Below are 18,640 nucleotides of genomic sequence, written 5' to 3'. Positions count from 1 at the left end.
GCGGTACTCCTTTGTCTCGCTCGTACGGTGACGGTCGGGGGGTCTTCCCCGGGGGCATCCTTTCACGGCCGCCCTGCTGTGCCATTGCACAGACCGGCGGAATCAGTGAGGTACTCCGTCGTGTTGCGTCCAGTTGGAACTGCCCCCGACCCCGCGAAGGACGCCTCCGTGACGACCGCAGACTCCAAGAAGACCGCCGACTTCTGGTTCGACCCGGGCTGCCCCTGGGCCTGGATGACCTCCCGCTGGATGCTCGAGGTGGAGGAGCTCCGCCCGGTCCAGACCCGCTGGCACGTGATGAGCCTCGCGGTGCTCAACGAGGGCCGCGACCTCCCCGAGCGGTACCGGGAGTTCCTGGACAAGGCCTGGGGCCCGGTCCGCGTCCTGATCGCCGCCGCCCAGCAGCACGGTGACAAGGTCCTCGGCCCGCTCTACACCGAGATGGGCACCCGCTTCCACAACCAGGGCCTGCCCAACGAGCGCGCCACCATCGAGGCCGCCCTGCTCGCCGCCGGCCTCCCGGCCGAGCTGGCCGACGCCGCCGACTCCACCGAGTACGACGACGCCCTGCGGGCCTCCCACGCGGAGGGCATCGGCCTGGTCGGCGAGGACGTCGGCACCCCGGTCATCGCCGTCGACGGCCCCGACGGCGACCGCGTCGCCTTCTTCGGCCCGGTGGTCACCCCCACCCCCCGCGGCGAGGCCGCCGCCCGCCTCTGGGACGGCACCGTCCTGGTCGCCTCCACCCCGGGCTTCTACGAGATCAAGCGCACCCGCACCGCCGGCCCGTCCTTCGAGTAGGCGGAACGCCCCGGGGCCGCGCGTCCCGGGGCCGGAGGCCCCAGGGGCGCGAGGAACTGCGCGGGTTGGAAAGGCAGCACCTGCAACTGGCTGACGGTGAGTCAGTTGCAGCTGAGCCGCCTCCCGATTCGCGCAGTTCCCCGCGCCCCCGGTGTGACCAATTAACCCCGCGCCTCCGCAGAGCTCTTCTGCTTGACCAAGCCGATGACCGAGAGGACCACCGCGAGGCCGGCGGTGAAGTAGAGCTGGGTGCGGTTGTCGGCGTCGAGCGTCATCAGGCCGAGGACGGTGACGATCCCCGCGAGGGCGACCCAGGTGAGGTAGGGGAAGGCCCACATGCGGACGGTGAGCAGTTCGGGGGCCTCCCGCTCCAGCCGGCGCCGCATCCGCAGCTGCGCCACCGCGATGAACCCCCACACCACCAGCACCGCCGCGCCGACCATGTTCAGCAGCCAGGCGAAGATCGTCTCCGGCCACCAGAAGCTGAGCAGCACCGCGAAGAACCCGAACGCCGACGAGGCCAGCACCGCGATCCGCGGCACCCCGCCGTGCACCTTGGCCAGCGCCTTCGGCCCCTGCCCGCGCTGCACCAGCGAGAACACCATCCGCGAGGACCCGTAGATGTTGGCGTTCATGGCCGACAGCAGGGCGATCAGCACCACCACGTTCATGACCTGCCCGGCCGCCGGGAAGCCGATCGCGTCCAGCACCGCGACGTACGGGCCGCTGGCGACCACCTCGGGGTCGTTCCACGGCACCAGGGTGACGATGACCGCCATCGAGCCGACGTAGAAGAGGGCGATCCGCCACATCGCGGTGCGCACCGCGGTGGCCACGCTGCGCCGGGGGTCCTCGGACTCGGCGGCGGCGATAGTGACGGTCTCCAGGCCGCCGTAGGCGAAGACCGAGGCGAGCAGGCCGGTGACCAGGCCGCCGGCGCCGTTCGGGAAGAAGCCGCCCTGGCCGGTGAGGTTGGCGCTGCCGGGGGCCGAAGTGCCGGGCAGCAGGCCGCAGATGGCGAGCACGCCGATCACCAGGAAGGCGGTGATCGCCAGCACCTTGACGGCGGCGAACCAGAACTCGAACTCGCCGAAGTTCTTCACCGCGGCCAGGTTGGTGCCGCAGAAGAAGGCCATGAAGAGCGCGACCCAGACCCAGCTGGGCGAGCCGGGGAACCACTTGACCATGATCCCGGCGGCGCCGATCGCCTCGGCCGCGACGCCCACGCAGAGCAGGGTCCAGAACATCCAACCGACCGTCAGACCGGCCCAGGGGCCGATCTCCCGCTCGGCGTGCACCGAGAAGGAGCCGCTGGCCGGACGGGCGGCGGACATCTCGCCGAGCATCCGCATCACCAGCATGACCAGCAGGCCGGAGAGCGCGAAGGCCAGCACGATGGCGGGGCCGGCGGCCGCGATGCCCGCGCCCGAGCCGACGAAGAGCCCGGCGCCGATCACTCCGCCGAGCGCGATCATCGAGAGGTGACGCTGCTTCAGGCCGTGCGAGAGCTGGCCGGACGGCGCGGCGCCCGTGCCGGGCTCGGTGGGCTCCACCGTCGGGGGAGAGGTTGGGGTCGGCATCAGGGTGGGTCCAGACGTGTGTACGGATTGCGGGACGATCCGTCCACTATTCGGTAGGTCATCTGGACATGCCAATACGCGCGCCCCGAAGACCGCGATCCGGACATCTTCCTGACCGAAAGTGATCGAACGCCTACACCGATCGTCGTAGTCAGGACGGTTCCGACAAGCCCCACGGCCCACCCTTGGCCGGTTCCGACGCCGGTCCCGGCCGCCCCGGCGGCATAGGTTCACAAGTGATCACCACACGAAGCAACGAACCGTCAGGAGCCCGTCGATGGCCACCGCCACCACCCTCCCCGGCCGCACCCCGGTCCTCGCCGACCTGCTCCCGCAGGCCGCCACCCGCCTCGGCGCCCAGGCCCGCGAGCTCGCCCTGGTCGCCGGCGGCGCCGCCCTCACCGGCCTGGCCGCCCAGCTCTCCGTCCCGGTCCCCGGCTCGCCGGTGCCCGTCACCGGCCAGACCTTCGCCGCCCTGCTGGTCGGCACCGCCCTCGGCACCCGCCGCGGCGTCGCCTCGCTCGGCCTCTACCTGCTGGCCGGCATGGCCGGGATGCCCTGGTTCGCCGAGGGCAGCTCCGGCTTCGCCGCGCCCAGCCTCGGCTACGTGATCGGCTTCGTGCTCGCCGCCGGCCTGGTCGGGGCCCTGGCCCGCCGCGGCGCTGACCGCAGCCCGCTGCGCACCGCCGGCGCGATGGTGCTCGGCAACCTCGCCGTCTACGCCGTCGGCGTCCCCTACCTGGCCGTCTCGCTCGGCGTCCCGCTGGCCCGCGCGGCCCAACTCGGCCTCTACCCCTACCTGGTGGGCGACGGCCTGAAGGTCCTGCTCGCCATGGGTGCCCTGCCGCTCGCCTGGAAGCTGCTGCGACGCGCCTCCTGAGCTGACGGACCGACGGCGGCCCGGGCACACGCGCATGCCACACTCATACGCATGCGCGTGTACCTGGGTTCCGACCATGCCGGATACGACCTCAAGAACCACCTCGTGAAGTGGCTCCAGGAGAACGGCCACGAGCCGGTCGACTGCGGCCCGCACGTCTACGACGCCGAGGACGACTACCCGCCGTTCTGCCTCCGGGCGGCCGAGCGGACCGCCGCCGACCCCGAGGCGCTCGGCGTCGTCATCGGCGGCTCGGGCAACGGCGAGGCGATCGCCGCCAACAAGGTGAAGGGCGTGCGCGCGGCGCTCGCCTGGAGCGAGCAGACCGCCGAGCTCGGCCGCGAGCACAACAACGCCAACGTCATCTCCATCGGCGGCCGGATGCACACCGTCGAGGAGTCCACCCGCTTCGTCGAGATCTTCCTCAGCACCCCCTACAGCGGGGCCGAGCGCCACACCCGCCGCATCGAGATGCTCTCCGACTACGAGACCACCGGCGAGCTCCCCCCGATCCCGGCCCACCACCCCCAGCAGGGCTGAAAGCGGTCACACCGGGGGCGCGGGGAACGGCGCGGGTTGGAAAGGCAGCACCTGCAACCGGCTGACGGTGGGTCAGTTGCAGGTGAGCCGCCTTCCGAAGCGCGCAGTTCCTCGCGCCCCCGGGGTAACCACGTACGTCCTCGCGCCCCGGCCCAGCCCTCCGCGCGTCAGAAGCCGTGCGGCAGCCAGGGTGCGACGTCCGAGGCGAAGGCCCGCGTCGCTTCCGTCAGGGCGCCGTCCCGCAGTTCGGTGACCAGGCCCGCCGAGGCCAGCGCCGAGAGCCGGACGCCGCCGAGGTAGGCCGCCCCCAACTCCCGGACGTCCAGTGCGAGATCGGCCGGTGCGGTGGTCGGTGCGCAGCTCGCCCCCTTGCCGGGCCCGTCGCTGTGGAGGCGCCAGCGCCCGGCGTTCCAGGGGCAGAACGCGTCGGAGACCTCCAGCACCACGTCGACCCCCGCCGCGTAGCCCCGCTGCGACAGCGCCGCCCCGAGCTCGACCAGCCGCACGTACATCCCGTCCACCAGCTGCGGCTCCAGCCGCCGCGGGTCGTCGACCAGGTGGAGCACCGGGTCGTCCACCGGACGGTTGCGGATGCGGGCCCGCCCGCAGAGGTCCTGGTCGAGCAGGAACTCCCACAGCGCCGCGTAGACACCGGGCGTCCGGGCCTCCACGTCGCGGACCCGGACGGTGCCGTCGGCGATGTCGGAGTCGCTCCAGTCCATCGCGACCGCGTACCGGGCGTAGCCCAGCAGCTGCCCGCTCTCCCGGTCCTCGGCGACCACGCACTGGAGCGGCGAGGCGCCCTCCCGCCCGGCCGGCGCGTCCTTCAGCGGGAGCTTCTCCCAGCCGGGGCGGCGGGCCAGCATCCCGGGCCGCTTCGGCACCAGCTCCGCGTACAGCTCCTCGCAGGCCGCCAGCACCGACTCCGGCGGGGCCAGCCGCAGCCGCACCGAACGGTCGACCGGCGCACGGACCGTGACCCGCCGCGGCACGGTGACCGACATCCGCCAGGTGCCCAGGCCGTAGCCGAAGCGCCCGTAGATGGGGGACTCCGAGGCGGTCAGCACCGCGAGCGCCTCGCCGCGCCGGCGGACCTCGTCGAGCTGGTCGCGCATCAGCCGGCTGAGGATGCCGCGCCGCCGGTGGGTGGGCAGCACGCCGACCATGGTGACCCCGGCGGCCGGGAGCACGGCCCCGCCGGGCACCGCGAGCCGGAAGGTGAAGGCGCCGGCGCCGCCGACCGGCAGGTCGCCGTCCCAGACCCCGACCGAGCGCTCCAGTTCGGTCAACTCCCGCCACAGCGCCCGGTCCTCGGGGTGGTCCTCACCGCCGCCGAAGGCCACCTCGAGGGTGCGGTACCAGCGGTCCCACTCCTCGGCGGTGAGCGTACGGACGGTCAGGCCGTCGCCTGTCGTGTCATCAGAAGTCGTACGTTGTGCGGTCATATGCCAAGAGCTACCACCCGGCATCCGTCGTGCGCGACCGACATTCGGCGGGTACGCGCACGGAACCGCCACCACCGCCACCGTCCCTGCGGCCGAAACCCGCTGAACCCTCACCCGTGAACGCGCCCGGCGCCGCCCCACCCGTCGACGGCACCCGGTGCCGGTGGATAAGGTCAAGGCCCATGGCTGGCAGCACGCCGGGCTCCGAGCCCCGGACGACTGGCACGGGCCAGGCCGCAGCGGCGGCCGACGGCCCGTGGACGGCCCGGTTGCGCGGCAGGCTGTACCGGGCCCGCCGAGTGCTGCGCCGGACCGCCGTGGACCACTTCCGCGGGGACGCCGCCGACTGGCTGGCCTTCGGGGTGCTGTTCGCCGCCGTCCCGCTGCTGGTGCTGCTCAACGTGCTGATCCCGGCCTGGGCCCCGCCCACCGCGCTGGTGCTGCCGATCCTGGCCGGGGCGCTGCTGCTGCGGCCGGGCACCCTGGTGCTGCTCTACGCGGCCGCCGCGCTGGGGCTCTCCACCGAGTCGCTGATCCACACCGGGGAGCGGGTGGCCAGCGACCACCCGGACACCTACGTCTTCGGCGTGACCCCCGGTGCCGCGCTGGTGGTCGGCGCGGTCGGGGTGGCCGGTCTGCTGCTGGCCCAGTTCCGCAGCCGGGTCGGCGTGCCGTGGCGGGGCGGCGGCTCGATGCTGTTCGACCTGCGCGAGCGGCTGCGGGTGCAGAGCCGGGTGCCCCCGCTGCCCGAGGGCTGGTCGGCGGACATGGCGCTGCGCCCGGCCGGCGGCCAGTCCTTCTCCGGGGACTTCGTGGTGGCGGCCCGCACCGGGCCGGGCCGCCGGGTGCTGGAGGTGGTGCTGGCGGACGTCTCCGGCAAGGGCATGGACGCGGGCTCGCGCGCCCTGTTGCTCTCCGGCGCGTTCGGCGGCCTGCTGGGCTCGCTCCCGGCGCACGAGTTCCTCCCGGCGGCCAACGGCTACCTGCTCCGGCAGGACTGGGACGAGGGCTTCGCCACCGCCGTCCACCTGGTGCTCGACCTGGACACCGGCGAGTACGAGCTGCTCTCGGCCGGCCACCTGCCGGGCATGCAGCGGCACGCGGGCACCGGCCGCTGGGACGTGATGGAGGCCCCCGAGGGCGGACTGCTCGGGGTGTACGACGGCGCCAAGTTCGAGGGCGTGCGCGGCCGGCTGGACCGCGGCGACGTGCTGATGCTCTGCACCGACGGCATGGTCGAGGTGCCCGGCCGCGACCTGACCGAGGGCATGGACCGGCTGATGGGCGAGGCGGACCGGCTGGTCGGGGGCGCCCCGTTCGCCCAACTCGGCGGCCGCGGCTCGGCGGTGAAGCTCATCGAGTCGGTGGCCAAGGACGTCAACGACGACCGCGCGGTCCTGCTGCTCTGGCGGGGCTGACCGACTGTCAAGTCCGAACGCCGATCTTCGGCCATTCCTGGGGCATAGTCCGGAAAGTGGATCTAGGACCGGCCGGAGCCGTCAACTGCCAGTTGGGGCGGCCCTGCCGACGGACCGTCAGGCCTGCTCGGCTATCGTCTCGGTCGGCGGAAATTCGTCTCACATCGCAGGATCTTCGGGGCCTGCTCACGGCAAGTCCTTTACGCAGTCCGCACGAACGACCACACTGAGTCCGGGTGGGACGGTCGGTTCTCGGGGGGTCCGGGGGATTGCTCGGGGGATTGGGCCCGCCACGAAACTCGCTACGTAGAAAGAGGAAGTGAGTCCGGGTGGCCTTCTCCGTCTCAGCCCTGGTCCTGTTCGGCATCATCTGCGTGATCTTCATCCGCAACAAGCAGTTGAAGACCAGTCATGCCATCATCGCCGCGCTGTTCGGCTTCATGCTGAGCCAGTCCACCGCGGCCGGGCCGATCCAGGAGTTCCTCAGCCAGCTCGCCAAGACCATCTCCTCGGTGGCCGGCTGACCTCGGTGGCCGGGCTGCCCCGGCGGCCCGCCTGACGGCGGGTCAGCGCCGCCCCCGCCACCAGCGCGCGAGTCCGCGCCGTGGTGGTGCGGGCGCCGCCGCGCGCTCCGGCAGTGCTTCGGGCTCGGGCGCGAACACCAGGAACAGCCGCGCCCAGCAGAGCCGTTCGCCGCGCGGCCAGTCCTGTGCGCGCAGTGCCCGCGAGGCCGCGCTGCTGACCCGGCCGTTCACCCGCACCTCGGCCACGTCGTGGCCGGCCTTGCCGCCGAAGAACAGCTTCACGCCGTTCACCTGCCCGGGCAGCAGCTCCGGCAGGACGGCGGCGGCCAGGGCGGGGGAGGAGTGCTGCTCCGCGAGCCAGTCGGCGAGCAGCTCCGAACCGGTGCCGAAGGTGGCCGCCGGGCTCTGCACCACCCGCCAGCCCGGGAACTCCGGCGTGCTGAACGCGTGCCCGCCGTCGAGCAGTTGGAGCACGGCGGTGGCGGTGGTGCCGGCCCAGATCATCACCGCGTTGTCGAGCTGCTCGGCGTCGTCGCCACCGAAGCCGGCCGCGCAGTCCCAGACCACCGGGCCGTCGCCCCGGCCGAGCTGGAGGACGTAGCCGAGGTCCACGTGCCCGGTGGTGCCCCGCTCGGCGTGGTCGCGGACCGCCACGGCGGTGGTGCCGGGCCCCCGGACCACCGCACCGTCCACGGTGAACTCCAGGCCCAACCGGGCCATCTCGCGGACCACGCCGCGTCGGATGACGGCCAGCCGCTCCTCGTGGGGCACGGGCGGATCTCCTCGGTGCCGCCCGGACGGCGGCGCTCTGTTCTCGAACGGGAACCTCGAACGGCGAGCGTATCGGCCCGGCGTGACCGGTGTCACGGCGCCTGCCGACGGAGCGCGCAGGGGCGTATCCGGACCGTCGCATTCGGCACCCTGTGTATGCGGAGGATCGGCCCAGGGTCAGCGATCATGGCCGCAAAAGGCGGAAGTCCCGAGCCCGGAGTGACTTTGGTCCCGCCCGATCCTGGTTGATCGTTCAACCGGGGGTTGCCAGCTCCGGGGGCGATGGGCTTAGCTGCGGATCCAGTCCGGCGGATCGACCGGACGGGCCCACCGGGCGGAACGCCGAGTCCTGCCGCCGTCCGGAGCCTCGAACCAGCACAGCCACGGCAGGAGTGGGGGACCCACAGGTAAGTCGCCGTACCGGTACGCCGGTGCGGCTAGGGGTGAAGCCGCGTCAGCGGCCGGGCATCTCCAGCCCGAACCCGACAGCTCACCTCACAGGCGTCGGAGAGGACCAGCCCCATGGGCAAGCACCGTCGTGTCCAGCTGTCCCGTCTGACCCGCATCGCGGTCGCCACCGGTGTGGTCGGCGCCGCGTTCGCCGTCCCGGTCAGCGCCGCCAGCGCGCACCAGAACCACACCCCGGCCGTCGCCCCCGAGGCCGCCGCCGCCGTCACCGCCGTGGTGGCCGAGTCCGCCCCGGCCGCCGCGCCCGCCGCGGCTCCGGCAGCCGCCCCGGCCGCCGAGGCCAAGGCCTACCAGGTGGTCAGCGGTGACACCCTCTCGAAGATCGCCTCCGTCCAGCAGGTCGAGGGCGGCTGGGAGAAGCTCTACCAGGACAACCGGACCGTCATCGGCGGCAACCCGAACCTGATCTACCCGGGCCAGAACCTCTCCCTCGCGGGCAAGGCCGCCGTGGCCGCCCCGGCGCCGCAGCAGGCCCCGGCCCCGCAGCAGCAGCCGAAGGCCGCCGAGTCGGCCGACAGCACCAAGGCCTCGCGCTCCAAGGCCTCCACCCCGGCCCCGCAGGCCGCCACCCCCAAGGCCGCCGCCCCGCAGGCCGCGGCTCCCAAGGCCGCCGCCCCGAAGGCCGCCGCCCCGAAGGCCGCCGCTCCCAAGGCCGAGACCTCCACCACCGTCGCCTCCGGCGGTTACGTGGCCCCGGTCCCCGGCGGCACCTCCACCGCGTACCACGCCTCCGGCTCCTCCTGGTCCAGCGGCTACCACACCGGTGTGGACTTCCGCGCCTCCACCGGCACCAGCGTGAAGGCCATCACCTCCGGCACCGTGGTCAAGGCCGGCAACGGCGGCTCCTACGGCAACGAGGTCGTCATCCGCCACGCGGACGGCAAGTACTCCGAGTACGCCCACCTCTCCTCGATCGGCGTCTCGGCCGGCCAGACCGTCTCGGCCGGCCAGCAGATCGGCCTCTCCGGTGCCACCGGCAACGTGACCGGCCCGCACCTGCACTTCGAGGTCCGCACCGGCTCGTCCTACGGCTCCGACATCGACCCGGTCGCCTACCTGCGCGCCCACGGCGTCAACGTCTGAACCGACTGAGACGACGTCAAAAAGGCTCCGGCCCCCGGTCAGTGACCGGGGGCCGGAGCCTTTGTGGAGCGGGTGACGAGAATCGAACTCGCGTGACCAGTTTGGAAGACTGGGGCTCTACCATTGAGCTACACCCGCACGGGACGCCCCGCGGCCGCGTGCAGCGGTCCCGAGGACAGGGTCAGCGTACCTGGTCGGATCGGCTGCTCGCACACCACTTTGACGCTTCGGCACGTCGGGAGCACCCGTCGGGTGGTCAACGGCCGCCCGTGCGAACGGCCGTGGGGGGTGTGGGGTGGCGTGTACGCTTCCTCTCGGCACCACGGGGTGTGGCGCAGTTTGGTAGCGCGTCCGCTTTGGGAGCGGAAGGCCGTCGGTTCGAATCCGGCCACCCCGACAGTGCGGCAGGGTCTCGTCCGAAGGCGGGGCCCTGTTGGCGTCCCGGGGCCGTCCGGGGGTTCCTGCGCGGGCCCCCGTCATCCGTGTGGCAGCACCCTGGCGTCCGCCTTTCGTGCTACCGGTAGGATGGGCGGCTGGCGGTAGTCCCTGTGCAGATCCGTGCAGGTCAACCGCCCGAGGGCGAGGAGTCAAGCTCACCGTCCACCCCCTTGTACGGGAGATGCAGCTCCAACCGCCCATCGCCCGTCTCGCCCGCACCGCCCGGCCCGCCGGCCGGTCACGGCGGAGACAACCTGACCGCAAGCCCATAGGAGACCCAACCGTGAAGAGCGCCGTCGAGACTCTGAACCCGACCCGGGTTCGACTCACCGTCGAGGTGCCTTTCGAGGAGCTCAAGCCGAGCCTCGACGCGGCCTACAAGAAGATCAACTCGCAGGTCTCTGTCCCGGGCTTCCGCAAGGGCAAGATCCCGGCGAAGGTCATCGACCAGCGCTTCGGCCGCGCCGCCGTTCTGGAGGAGGCCGTCAACGACGCGCTGCCGCGCTTCTACACGCAGGCCGTCGACGAGGGCAAGATCGAGGTCCTCGGCCAGCCCGAGATCACCGACATCCAGGGTGTCGAGAACCTGGCCGACGGCGGTGACCTCACCTTCGTCGCCGAGGTCGACGTCCGTCCGGAGATCACCCTGCCCGACTTCGCCGGCATCGAGGTGACCGTCGACCCGATCGTGGTCGAGGACGCCGACGTGGAGAAGTCCCTGGAGCAGCTGCGCGAGCGCTTCTCGTCCGTCAAGGACGTCGAGCGCGCCGCCGCCGAGGGCGACGTCGTGGTCGTCGACCTGGAGGCCAAGGTCGACGGTGAGGTGCCGGAGGACGGCACCGCCACCGGCGTGAGCTACGAGATCGGCTCCGGCCGCCTGCTGGACGGCATCGACGAGGCCGTCGTCGGCCTGTCGGCCGGCGAGACCAAGACCTTCACCACCGAGCTCAAGGGCGGCACCCAGGCCGGCAAGAGCTCCGAGGTGACCGTCACCGTCACCGCCGTCCAGGAGAAGGAACTCCCGGAGCTGGACGACGAGTTCGCGCAGCTGGCGAGCGAGTTCGACACCCTGGAGGACCTGAAGGCCGACTCCCGCAAGCGCCTGGAGCGCATGCGTGAGTTCGACCAGGCCACCCAGGCCCAGGAGCGGGTGCTCGACGAGCTGCTGAAGCTGGTCGACATGGAGTACCCGGAGAAGCTCCTCAAGGACGAGGTCGAGACCCGCAAGCACAACCTCGAGCACCACCAGCTCGAGCCGATGGGCCTCACCCTCGAGACCTACCTCGCCACCCAGGACAAGTCCCTCGAGGACTACGCCAAGGAGACCGAGGAGCAGGCCAAGAAGGGCATCAAGACCCAGTTCGTGCTCGACGAGATCGTCGACAAGGAGAAGCTGGGCGTCAACCAGGACGAGCTCACCGAGCACCTGGTCCGCCGCGCGGCCGGCTCCGGCATGACCCCGGACCAGTTCGCCCAGCAGGTCGTCCAGGCCAACCAGGTCCCGCTGCTGGTCGGCGAGGTCGCCCGCGGCAAGGCGCTGGCCCTGGTCGTCGAGCAGGCCAAGGTCACCGACACCAACGGTGAGGTCGTCTCCTTCGAGGACGACGAGGAGACCGAGGAGTCGGCGGAGACCACCGAGGCCTGAGCCTGACGGTACTTCCCGCACCACGGTCTGACCCACGGTCAGAGAGCGGCCCGGACACCCCCTCGGGGGCGTCCGGGCCGTTCCCGTAACCGCTTCCGGACCCTGCGCTCACAGCGAACAGTTCCGCGCGGGGGATTCCGAGGCGGGGCCTGCGCGTTAGGGTCCATAGACAGCGACAATTCGACTGAGCAGGTGGCTAAGTGACGTTCCCGCAGATGCAGATGCCTGGCCTGATGGCGCCGCACGCCGCCGCTGGTGACGTGCTCGGCGGCCTGGGCGACCAGGTCTACAACCGGCTGCTCAACGAGCGCATCATCTTCCTCGGCCAGCAGGTCGACGACGACATCGCCAACAAGATCACCGCCCAGCTCCTCCTCCTGGCCGCGGACCCGGAGAAGGACATCTACCTGTACATCAACTCGCCCGGCGGTTCGATCACGGCGGGCATGGCGATCTACGACACCATGCAGTACATCAAGAACGACGTGGTCACCATCGCGATGGGCATGGCCGCCTCGATGGGCCAGTTCCTGCTGACGGCCGGTGCCAAGGGCAAGCGCTTCTCGCTGCCGAACGCCAACATCCTGATGCACCAGCCCTCCGCCGGCCTCGGCGGCTCGGCCACCGACATCCGGATCCAGGCCGAGCAGCTGCTCCGCACCAAGAAGCGGATGTCCGAGCTGATCGCGCAGCACAGCGGCCAGTCCTTCGAGCGGGTCACCGCGGACTCCGACCGGGACCGTTGGTTCACCCCGGAGGAGGCCAAGGAGTACGGCCTGATCGACTCGATCATGCACAGCGCCGCGGACGTTCCCGGCGGCGGCGGCACCGGCGCCTGATCCGGCACCGGCAGCAGACCCAACCGACCGTCACGCTTCGGAGGACAGAACCCCCATGCACACCGCGCGCACCGAGCTCACCGCCCCCCGGGCCGAGGGCCGTTACATCGTCCCGCGCTTCGTCGAGCGCACCTCGCAGGGCATCCGCGAGTACGACCCGTACGCCAAGCTGTTCGAGGAGCGCATCATCTTCCTCGGCTCCCAGGTGGACGACGTCTCGGCCAACGACATCATGGCGCAGCTGCTCTGCCTGGAGTCGATGGACCCGGACCGCGAGATCCAGATGTACATCAACTCGCCCGGCGGCTCCTTCACGGCGCTCACCGCGATCTACGACACCATGCAGTACGTGAAGCCGGACATCACCACCGTCTGCATGGGCCAGGCGGCCTCCGCGGCGGCCGTGCTGCTGGCCGCGGGCACCCCCGGCAAGCGGATGGCGCTGCCGAACGCCCGCATCCTGATCCACCAGCCGTACACCGAGACCGGCCGCGGCCAGGTCTCCGACCTGGAGATCCAGGCCAAGGAGATCTTCCGGATGCGCGAGCAGCTGGAGGAGATGCTCTCCAAGCACTCCAACAAGCCGGTCGAGCAGGTCCGCGACGACATCGAGCGGGACAAGATCCTGACGGCCGAGGAGGCCCTCGAGTACGGCCTGATCGACCAGATCATCTCCACCCGGAAGTCCTCGCTGACCTCCTGAGCCCCCTGTGGCTCCTGGGGCGGGGTACGGCGGTCCGCCGTGCCCCGCCCCTTCCTTCGACGGCATCTGTTCGGTATCAATTCGCCCAGGGCGTACGGCAGACCTGTCGAAGACGGCGGAATTACGGGCTCGGCAGAGTACCGTCGGATAGCGAGACCGGCCGCCGTGGTGCGGCGGGATCGGCTCACAGCACCAGGCCCCGGACCCCCGCGGGGCCCCTGGCGAAGGGGAAGCACCTCGTGGCACGCATCGGAGACGGTGGCGACCTGCTCAAGTGCTCGTTCTGCGGCAAGTCCCAGAAGCAGGTGAAGAAGCTCATCGCCGGGCCAGGCGTGTACATCTGCGACGAGTGCATCGACCTGTGCAACGAGATCATCGAGGAGGAGCTCGCCGAGACCTCCGAGGTGCGCTTCGAGGAGCTCCCGAAGCCCCGCGAGATCTACGAGTTCCTGGACCAGTACGTGGTCGGCCAGGACATCGCCAAGAAGTCGCTCTCGGTCGCGGTCTACAACCACTACAAGCGCGTCCAGGCCGGCGAGGCCGGGCGCAGCGGTGGGAACGGCCGCGAGGACGCGATCGAGCTGGCCAAGTCCAACATCCTGCTGCTGGGCCCGACCGGCTCCGGCAAGACCCTGCTGGCGCAGACGCTGGCCCGGATGCTGAACGTGCCGTTCGCGATCGCCGACGCCACCGCCCTGACCGAGGCGGGCTACGTCGGCGAGGACGTCGAGAACATCCTGCTGAAGCTCATCCAGGCGGCCGACTACGACGTCAAGAAGGCCGAGACCGGGATCATCTACATCGACGAGATCGACAAGGTGGCCCGCAAGAGCGAGAACCCGTCGATCACCCGGGACGTCTCCGGCGAGGGCGTCCAGCAGGCGCTGCTGAAGATCCTGGAGGGCACCACCGCGAGCGTCCCCCCGCAGGGCGGCCGCAAGCACCCGCACCAGGAGTTCATCCAGATCGACACCACCAACGTCCTGTTCATCGTCGGCGGTGCGTTCGCCGGCCTGGAGCGGATCATCGAGGGCCGCGCCGGTGCCAAGGGCATCGGCTTCGGGGCCACGATCCGATCCAAGCGCGAGTCGGACGCCAGTGACCACTTCCGCCAGGTGATGCCGGAGGACTTGGTCAAGTTCGGCATGATCCCCGAGTTCATCGGCCGTCTCCCGGTGATCACCAGCGTGCACAACCTCGACCGCGAGGCGCTGCTGCAGATCCTCACCGAGCCGAAGAACGCGCTGGTGAAGCAGTACCGCAAGCTTTTCGAACTCGACGGCGTGGAGCTGGAGTTCAGCCGCGACGCGCTGGAGGCCATCGCGGACCAGGCGATCCTGCGCGGCACCGGCGCCCGTGGCCTGCGGGCCATCATGGAGGAGGTGCTGATGTCGGTGATGTACGAGGTGCCGTCCCGTCAGGACGTGGCCCGCGTGGTGGTCACCGGTGACGTGGTCTCCAAGCACGCCATCCCGACGCTGGTCCCGCGCGACATGATCAAGCGCGAGCGGCGCGACAAGAGCGCCTGACGCCCGGTCACGAAGCGGCGGCCCCCGTCCTCCTCGGTGAGGACGGGGGCCGCCGCGTTCCGCCGTGCGGGAGGGCTTACTTGGGGGCCATCATGGCGTCCCGGATCGCCCGGCTCTGCGAGGCGGCCTCGCTCGGGCTGATCGCGTCGGTGTCGCCCTTGAGGCTGAGCTTGCTGAAGGTCACCGAGCCGTAGCCCGAGTGGTTGGCCCAGACGCAGATCGGGATGTCCACGGTGCTGGCGGTGGCCACGCCGCAGGAGAGGTAGCCGCCCTTGTCCTTGGTGTCCTCGGCGGAGACCTCGGCCAGCGGGGTCTTCCAGCTGAGCTTCCCGGTGCTGGTCATCTGGGTGTTGACCTGCTTGATGATCTCCTTGGGGTTGTCGACCTTGCCCCAGGAGCCACCGATGGTGATGGTGTCCATCAGGTCCTTGCCCTTGTTGTAGCTGGCCAGCAGGCCGCCCTCGTAGCTGGCGCCGGCCACCGTCGAGCCGGACGGGGCGTCCCTGCTGGACTTCAGCACGTAGCCGCCGGGCAGGGTCGGCGGGGCGGCCAGCTTGTACTTGCCGGCCGAGCCCTTGCCGGAGCCGCCGCCCGAACCACTGCCCGAACCGCCGCCGGAGCCGCTGCCCGGGCCGGAGGAGACCGTGGTGTCGTCCTGCACGGCGTTCCAGGCCGCGTAGCCGCCACCGCCGAGCACCAGCACGCCGGCCAGGATGCCGATCACGATGGCGGGGGTGTTGTTCTTCGGCGGGGCGGGCACCGGGCCGCCGAACTGCGGCTGGCCGTAGCCGGGCTGGCCGTAGGGCTGCGGCTGGGGCTGCGCCTGCGGGTAGCCGTACCCCTGGGGCTGCGGCTGGGGCTGGCCGTACGGGGGCTGCGGGGCGCCGAACTGCGGTGCAGGCGGCTGCTGTTGGGGCGCCTGCGGGTAGCCGTAGCCGGGGGCCGGCGGGGGTGCGGGCTGGCCGTAGGGAGGCTGCGGGGCACCGAACTGCGGGGGCTGGCCGTACGGTTGCTGCGGCTGGTCCTGCGGTGGTCCGTACATCTGCACTCCCCCTGTTGCCGCGCCCGGCGGCGTTCCAACGGCATTCCAACGGTGAGTAGGGCACGGTACCGCATGGATGTTCGCCGCCCCCGTCCGGGTGCCGGGCGGAAAGGCGGTCGTGAGAGGTCTCCCGGTTTACGTAAACTGTGCGTCGTGACCGACACCACGAACCAGCGCCCCGGCACCTTCGACGGGGACAACGCAGCCACCCTCCCGACGACCTACGCCCCGGCGGAGGTAGAGGGCGAGCTGTACGAGCGCTGGGTGGAGCGCGGTTACTTCACCGCCGACGCGAAGAGCGACAAGCCCGCGTACACCATCGTCATCCCGCCGCCGAACGTCACCGGTGCGCTGCACCTGGGCCACGCCTTCCAGCACACCCTGATGGACGCCCTGACCCGCCGCAAGCGGATGCAGGGCTACGAGGCGCTCTGGCTGCCCGGCATGGACCACGCCGGCATCGCCACCCAGAACAAGGTCGAGCAGCAGCTCGCCGAGTCCGGCCTCTCCCGCCACGACCTGGGCCGCGAGGCCTTCGTCGAGAAGGTCTGGGAGTGGAAGGAGAACTACGGCGGCAAGATCCTCGGCCAGATGCGCCGCCTCGGCGACGGCGTGGACTGGTCCCGCGAGCGCTTCACCATGGACGAGGGCCTCTCCCAGGCCGTCCAGACCATCTTCAAGAAGCTCTTCGACGATGGCCTGATCTACCGCGCCGAGCGCATCATCAACTGGTGCCCGCGCTGCCTCACCGCGCTCTCCGACATCGAGGTCGAGCACGAGGACGTCCCGGGCGAGCTGGTCTCGATCCGCTACGGCGACGGCGACGACTCCATCGTGGTCGCCACCACCCGGGCCGAGACGATGCTCGGCGACACGGCGGTGGCCGTCCACCCGGAGGACGAGCGCTACGCCCACCTGGTCGGCCGTACCATCAAGCTGCCGCTGACGGACCGTGAGATCCCGGTCGTCGCGGACGAGCACGTCGACCCGGAGTTCGGCACCGGCGCCGTCAAGGTGACCCCGGCGCACGACCCGAACGACTTCGCCATCGGCCAGCGCCACGGCCTGCCGAACCTGACCGTGATGGACGAGCACGGTGCGATCACCGTGCACGGCCCGTTCCTCGGCCTGGACCGGCTGGAGGCCCGCTCGGCCGTGGTCGGCGCGCTGCGCGAGCAGGGCCGGATCGTCGCCGAGAAGCGGCCGTACGACCACTCGGTCGGCCACTGCTCCCGCTGCCACACCATCGTCGAGCCGCGCCTGTCCCTCCAGTGGTGGGTCAAGGTCGAGCCGCTGGCGCAGGCCGCCGGCGAGGCCGTCCGCGACGGCCGGGTGGAGATCCACCCGAAGGAGCTGGAGCGCCGGTACTTCGACTGGGTCGACAACATGTACGACTGGTGCATCTCGCGCCAGCTCTGGTGGGGTCACCGCATCCCGGTCTGGTACGGCCCGGACGGCGAGGTCATCTGCGTCGGACCGGACGAGCAGCCGCCGACCGGCGAGGGCTGGCACCAGGACCCGGACGTCCTGGACACCTGGTTCTCCTCCGGCCTGTGGCCGTTCTCCACGCTGGGCTGGCCGGAGCAGACCCCGGACCTGGAGAAGTTCTACCCGACCGACGTCCTGCTGACCGGCCACGACATCATCTTCTTCTGGGTTGCCCGGATGATGATGTTCGGCCTGTACGCGATGGACGGTCAGGCACCGTTCAAGACCATCGCGCTGACCGGTCTGGTCCGCGACGAGTTCGGCAAGAAGATGTCGAAGTCCTCGGGCACCGCCGTCGACCCGCTGGACTGGATGGACGCCTACGGCGCCGACGCGGTCCGCTTCACCCTGGCACGCGGCGCCAACCCGGGCGCGGACGTGCCGATCGGCGAGGACTGGGTCAAGGGCTCCCGGAACTTCTGCAACAAGGTCTGGAACGCCACCCGCTTCGCGCTGATGAACGGCGCCACCGTCGAAGGTCCGCTGCCCGCGCCGGAGGAGCTGACCGCCGCCGACCGCTGGATCCTGTCCCGGCTGAACGCCACCGTGGCCGAGGTGGACGCGCTCTACGACGACTACGAGTTCGCCAAGGTCTCGGACGCCCTGTTCCACTTCGCCTGGGACGAGGTCTTCGACTGGTACGTCGAGCTCACCAAGAGCACGCTGGCCAAGGGCGGAGCGCCGGCCGACGCCACCCGCCGGGTGCTCGGCGAGGTGCTGGACGTGACGCTGCGTCTGCTGCACCCGGTCGTCCCGTTCGTCACCGAGGCCCTGTGGACCACGCTGACCGGCGCCGAGTCGGTGGTGGTCGCCGAGTGGCCGAAGGACTCCGGCTACCGTGACGCCGACGCCGAGTCGGAGATCGCGCTGCTCCAGCAGGTGGTCACCGAGGTCCGCCGGTTCCGCAACGACCAGGGCCTGAAGGACACCCAGAAGGTCCCGGCGCAGCTGGACCTGGTCGGCACCCGGCTGGCCGTGCACGAGACGGCCATCCGCTCGCTGGCCCGCCTGACCGCTCCGGAGGAGGGCTTCGCCGCCACCGCCTCGCTGCCGGTGGCCGGGGCCACCGTGGCGCTCGACCTCTCCGGCACCATCGACGTGGCCGCCGAGCGCAAGCGCCTGGCCAAGGACCTGGCCGCCGCCGAGAAGGAGAAGGCGCAGTGCACGGCCAAGCTCGGCAACGAGGGCTTCCTCGCCAAGGCGCCGGACGACGTGGTGGCCAAGATCAAGGGCCGCCAGGAGACCGCCGAGGCCGACATCGCCCGGATCACCGCGCAGTTGGCCTCGCTGCCCGCGAGCTGACGCCGCACCGGCCGAGGGCCGCACACCCGCTCCGCGCGGGGGTGCGGCCCTCGGCCGTTCCCGAAAAGGGAACTGATTGCCCGTCGGATTCCCGGGGTGCCGGATAACCCGTTCGGCCGAATTCCCTCACGTACGCTGGTCGTC

The 18,640-nt window shown here is 71.2% G+C and carries 15 protein-coding genes, 2 tRNA genes and 1 riboswitch; of the genes, 12 read left to right on the top strand and 5 right to left on the bottom strand.

The features are described from left to right. Positions 1 to 168: 168 nt before the first annotated feature. Entirely contained in the window at positions 169 to 801 is a 633-nt protein-coding gene (locus ACIA8O_RS08855; protein ID WP_396292886.1) for a disulfide bond formation protein DsbA, read from the top strand. 161 nt (positions 802 to 962) lie between these two features. Here the strand turns inward: ACIA8O_RS08855 and ACIA8O_RS08850 are convergent, their stop codons facing one another. Beyond that, positions 963 to 2,381: an amino acid permease gene (locus ACIA8O_RS08850; RefSeq protein ID WP_396292885.1), complete on the bottom strand. Its 1,419-nt coding sequence runs from the start codon at positions 2,379 to 2,381 to the stop codon at positions 963 to 965. A gap of 277 nt (positions 2,382 to 2,658) precedes the next feature. Here ACIA8O_RS08850 and ACIA8O_RS08845 point away from each other — a divergent pair, with 277 nt between their 5' ends. Together ACIA8O_RS08845 and ACIA8O_RS08840 are read left to right on the top strand one after the other, a co-directional pair. Next, entirely contained in the window at positions 2,659 to 3,261 is a 603-nt protein-coding gene (locus ACIA8O_RS08845; protein ID WP_396292884.1) for a biotin transporter BioY, read from the top strand. Between the two features lie 51 nt (positions 3,262 to 3,312). Beyond that, positions 3,313 to 3,801 (top strand): ribose-5-phosphate isomerase, encoded by a 489-nt coding sequence (locus tag ACIA8O_RS08840; RefSeq protein WP_396292883.1) that lies wholly within the window; start codon positions 3,313 to 3,315, stop codon positions 3,799 to 3,801. Between the two features lie 167 nt (positions 3,802 to 3,968). Here ACIA8O_RS08840 and ACIA8O_RS08835 read toward each other — a convergent pair whose 3' ends face one another. Beyond that, a complete protein-coding gene (locus ACIA8O_RS08835; protein WP_396292882.1) occupies positions 3,969 to 5,246 on the bottom strand; it encodes a GNAT family N-acetyltransferase in 1,278 nt (425 codons plus the stop codon). A gap of 182 nt (positions 5,247 to 5,428) precedes the next feature. Between ACIA8O_RS08835 and ACIA8O_RS08830 the strand changes: the two genes are divergently transcribed. Beyond that, complete coding sequence (locus tag ACIA8O_RS08830) at positions 5,429 to 6,664, top strand: PP2C family protein-serine/threonine phosphatase (RefSeq protein ID WP_380149972.1); 1,236 nt, start codon at positions 5,429 to 5,431, stop codon at positions 6,662 to 6,664. A gap of 329 nt (positions 6,665 to 6,993) precedes the next feature. Continuing rightward, positions 6,994 to 7,188: a hypothetical protein gene (locus ACIA8O_RS08825; protein WP_396292881.1), complete on the top strand. Its 195-nt coding sequence runs from the start codon at positions 6,994 to 6,996 to the stop codon at positions 7,186 to 7,188. Between the two features lie 42 nt (positions 7,189 to 7,230). Here ACIA8O_RS08825 and ACIA8O_RS08820 read toward each other — a convergent pair whose 3' ends face one another. Then, entirely contained in the window at positions 7,231 to 7,959 is a 729-nt protein-coding gene (locus tag ACIA8O_RS08820; RefSeq protein WP_396292880.1) for a DUF6348 family protein, read from the bottom strand. A gap of 363 nt (positions 7,960 to 8,322) precedes the next feature. Further along, positions 8,323 to 8,476, top strand: a riboswitch (cyclic di-AMP (ydaO/yuaA leader). A 5-nt stretch (positions 8,477 to 8,481) separates the two neighbouring features. Here ACIA8O_RS08820 and ACIA8O_RS08815 point away from each other — a divergent pair. Beyond that, positions 8,482 to 9,510 (top strand): peptidoglycan DD-metalloendopeptidase family protein, encoded by a 1,029-nt coding sequence (locus tag ACIA8O_RS08815; protein WP_396292879.1) that lies wholly within the window; start codon positions 8,482 to 8,484, stop codon positions 9,508 to 9,510. A gap of 64 nt (positions 9,511 to 9,574) precedes the next feature. On the opposite strand, the gene ACIA8O_RS08810 is transcribed toward ACIA8O_RS08815, so the two are convergent. After that, positions 9,575 to 9,648: transfer RNA gene (locus tag ACIA8O_RS08810), tRNA-Gly, on the bottom strand. 185 nt (positions 9,649 to 9,833) lie between these two features. On the opposite strand from ACIA8O_RS08810, the gene ACIA8O_RS08805 reads away from it, so the two are divergent. From ACIA8O_RS08805 to clpX, 5 genes are all read left to right on the top strand, one after another. Continuing rightward, positions 9,834 to 9,907 (top strand) — tRNA-Pro (locus tag ACIA8O_RS08805). Positions 9,908 to 10,231: 324 nt separating this feature from the next. Continuing rightward, positions 10,232 to 11,593, top strand: coding sequence for a trigger factor (gene tig, locus ACIA8O_RS08800; RefSeq protein ID WP_396292877.1), 1,362 nt, complete (start codon positions 10,232 to 10,234; stop codon positions 11,591 to 11,593). 221 nt (positions 11,594 to 11,814) lie between these two features. Further along, the gene (locus ACIA8O_RS08795) at positions 11,815 to 12,432 is read left to right on the top strand and encodes an ATP-dependent Clp protease proteolytic subunit (RefSeq protein WP_371682527.1); all 618 of its coding nucleotides are present in this window, start codon (positions 11,815 to 11,817) and stop codon (positions 12,430 to 12,432) included. Positions 12,433 to 12,487: 55 nt separating this feature from the next. Next, a complete protein-coding gene (locus tag ACIA8O_RS08790) occupies positions 12,488 to 13,135 on the top strand; it encodes an ATP-dependent Clp protease proteolytic subunit (RefSeq protein ID WP_396292876.1) in 648 nt (215 codons plus the stop codon). A gap of 239 nt (positions 13,136 to 13,374) precedes the next feature. After that, positions 13,375 to 14,664 (top strand): ATP-dependent Clp protease ATP-binding subunit ClpX, encoded by a 1,290-nt coding sequence (gene clpX / locus ACIA8O_RS08785; RefSeq protein ID WP_345289180.1) that lies wholly within the window; start codon positions 13,375 to 13,377, stop codon positions 14,662 to 14,664. Positions 14,665 to 14,740: 76 nt separating this feature from the next. Here clpX and ACIA8O_RS08780 read toward each other — a convergent pair whose 3' ends face one another. Then, the gene (locus tag ACIA8O_RS08780; protein WP_396292875.1) at positions 14,741 to 15,706 is read right to left on the bottom strand and encodes a hypothetical protein; all 966 of its coding nucleotides are present in this window, start codon (positions 15,704 to 15,706) and stop codon (positions 14,741 to 14,743) included. 153 nt (positions 15,707 to 15,859) lie between these two features. Here ACIA8O_RS08780 and ACIA8O_RS08775 point away from each other — a divergent pair, with 153 nt between their 5' ends. After that, complete coding sequence (locus ACIA8O_RS08775; protein ID WP_396292874.1) at positions 15,860 to 18,496, top strand: valine--tRNA ligase; 2,637 nt, start codon at positions 15,860 to 15,862, stop codon at positions 18,494 to 18,496. Positions 18,497 to 18,640: the final 144 nt, after the last annotated feature.

Origin of the sequence: Kitasatospora sp. NPDC051853 (genome assembly GCF_044452665.1) — a bacterium.
Taxonomy (GTDB): Bacteria; Actinomycetota; Actinomycetes; order Streptomycetales; family Streptomycetaceae; genus Kitasatospora.
This window is presented reverse-complemented; position numbering and strand designations above follow the sequence as displayed.

Coding starts and splice junctions, on each gene's coding strand:
- ACIA8O_RS08850 (WP_396292885.1), bottom strand. CDS start 2,381: ATGCCGACCCCAACCTCTCCCCCGACGGTGGAGCCCACCGAGCCCGGC.
- ACIA8O_RS08845 (WP_396292884.1), top strand. CDS start 2,659: ATGGCCACCGCCACCACCCTCCCCGGCCGCACCCCGGTCCTCGCCGAC.
- ACIA8O_RS08840 (WP_396292883.1), top strand. CDS start 3,313: ATGCGCGTGTACCTGGGTTCCGACCATGCCGGATACGACCTCAAGAAC.
- ACIA8O_RS08835 (WP_396292882.1), bottom strand. CDS start 5,246: ATGACCGCACAACGTACGACTTCTGATGACACGACAGGCGACGGCCTG.
- ACIA8O_RS08830 (WP_380149972.1), top strand. CDS start 5,429: ATGGCTGGCAGCACGCCGGGCTCCGAGCCCCGGACGACTGGCACGGGC.
- ACIA8O_RS08815 (WP_396292879.1), top strand. CDS start 8,482: ATGGGCAAGCACCGTCGTGTCCAGCTGTCCCGTCTGACCCGCATCGCG.
- ACIA8O_RS08795 (WP_371682527.1), top strand. CDS start 11,815: ATGCCTGGCCTGATGGCGCCGCACGCCGCCGCTGGTGACGTGCTCGGC.
- ACIA8O_RS08790 (WP_396292876.1), top strand. CDS start 12,488: ATGCACACCGCGCGCACCGAGCTCACCGCCCCCCGGGCCGAGGGCCGT.
- ACIA8O_RS08780 (WP_396292875.1), bottom strand. CDS start 15,706: ATGTACGGACCACCGCAGGACCAGCCGCAGCAACCGTACGGCCAGCCC.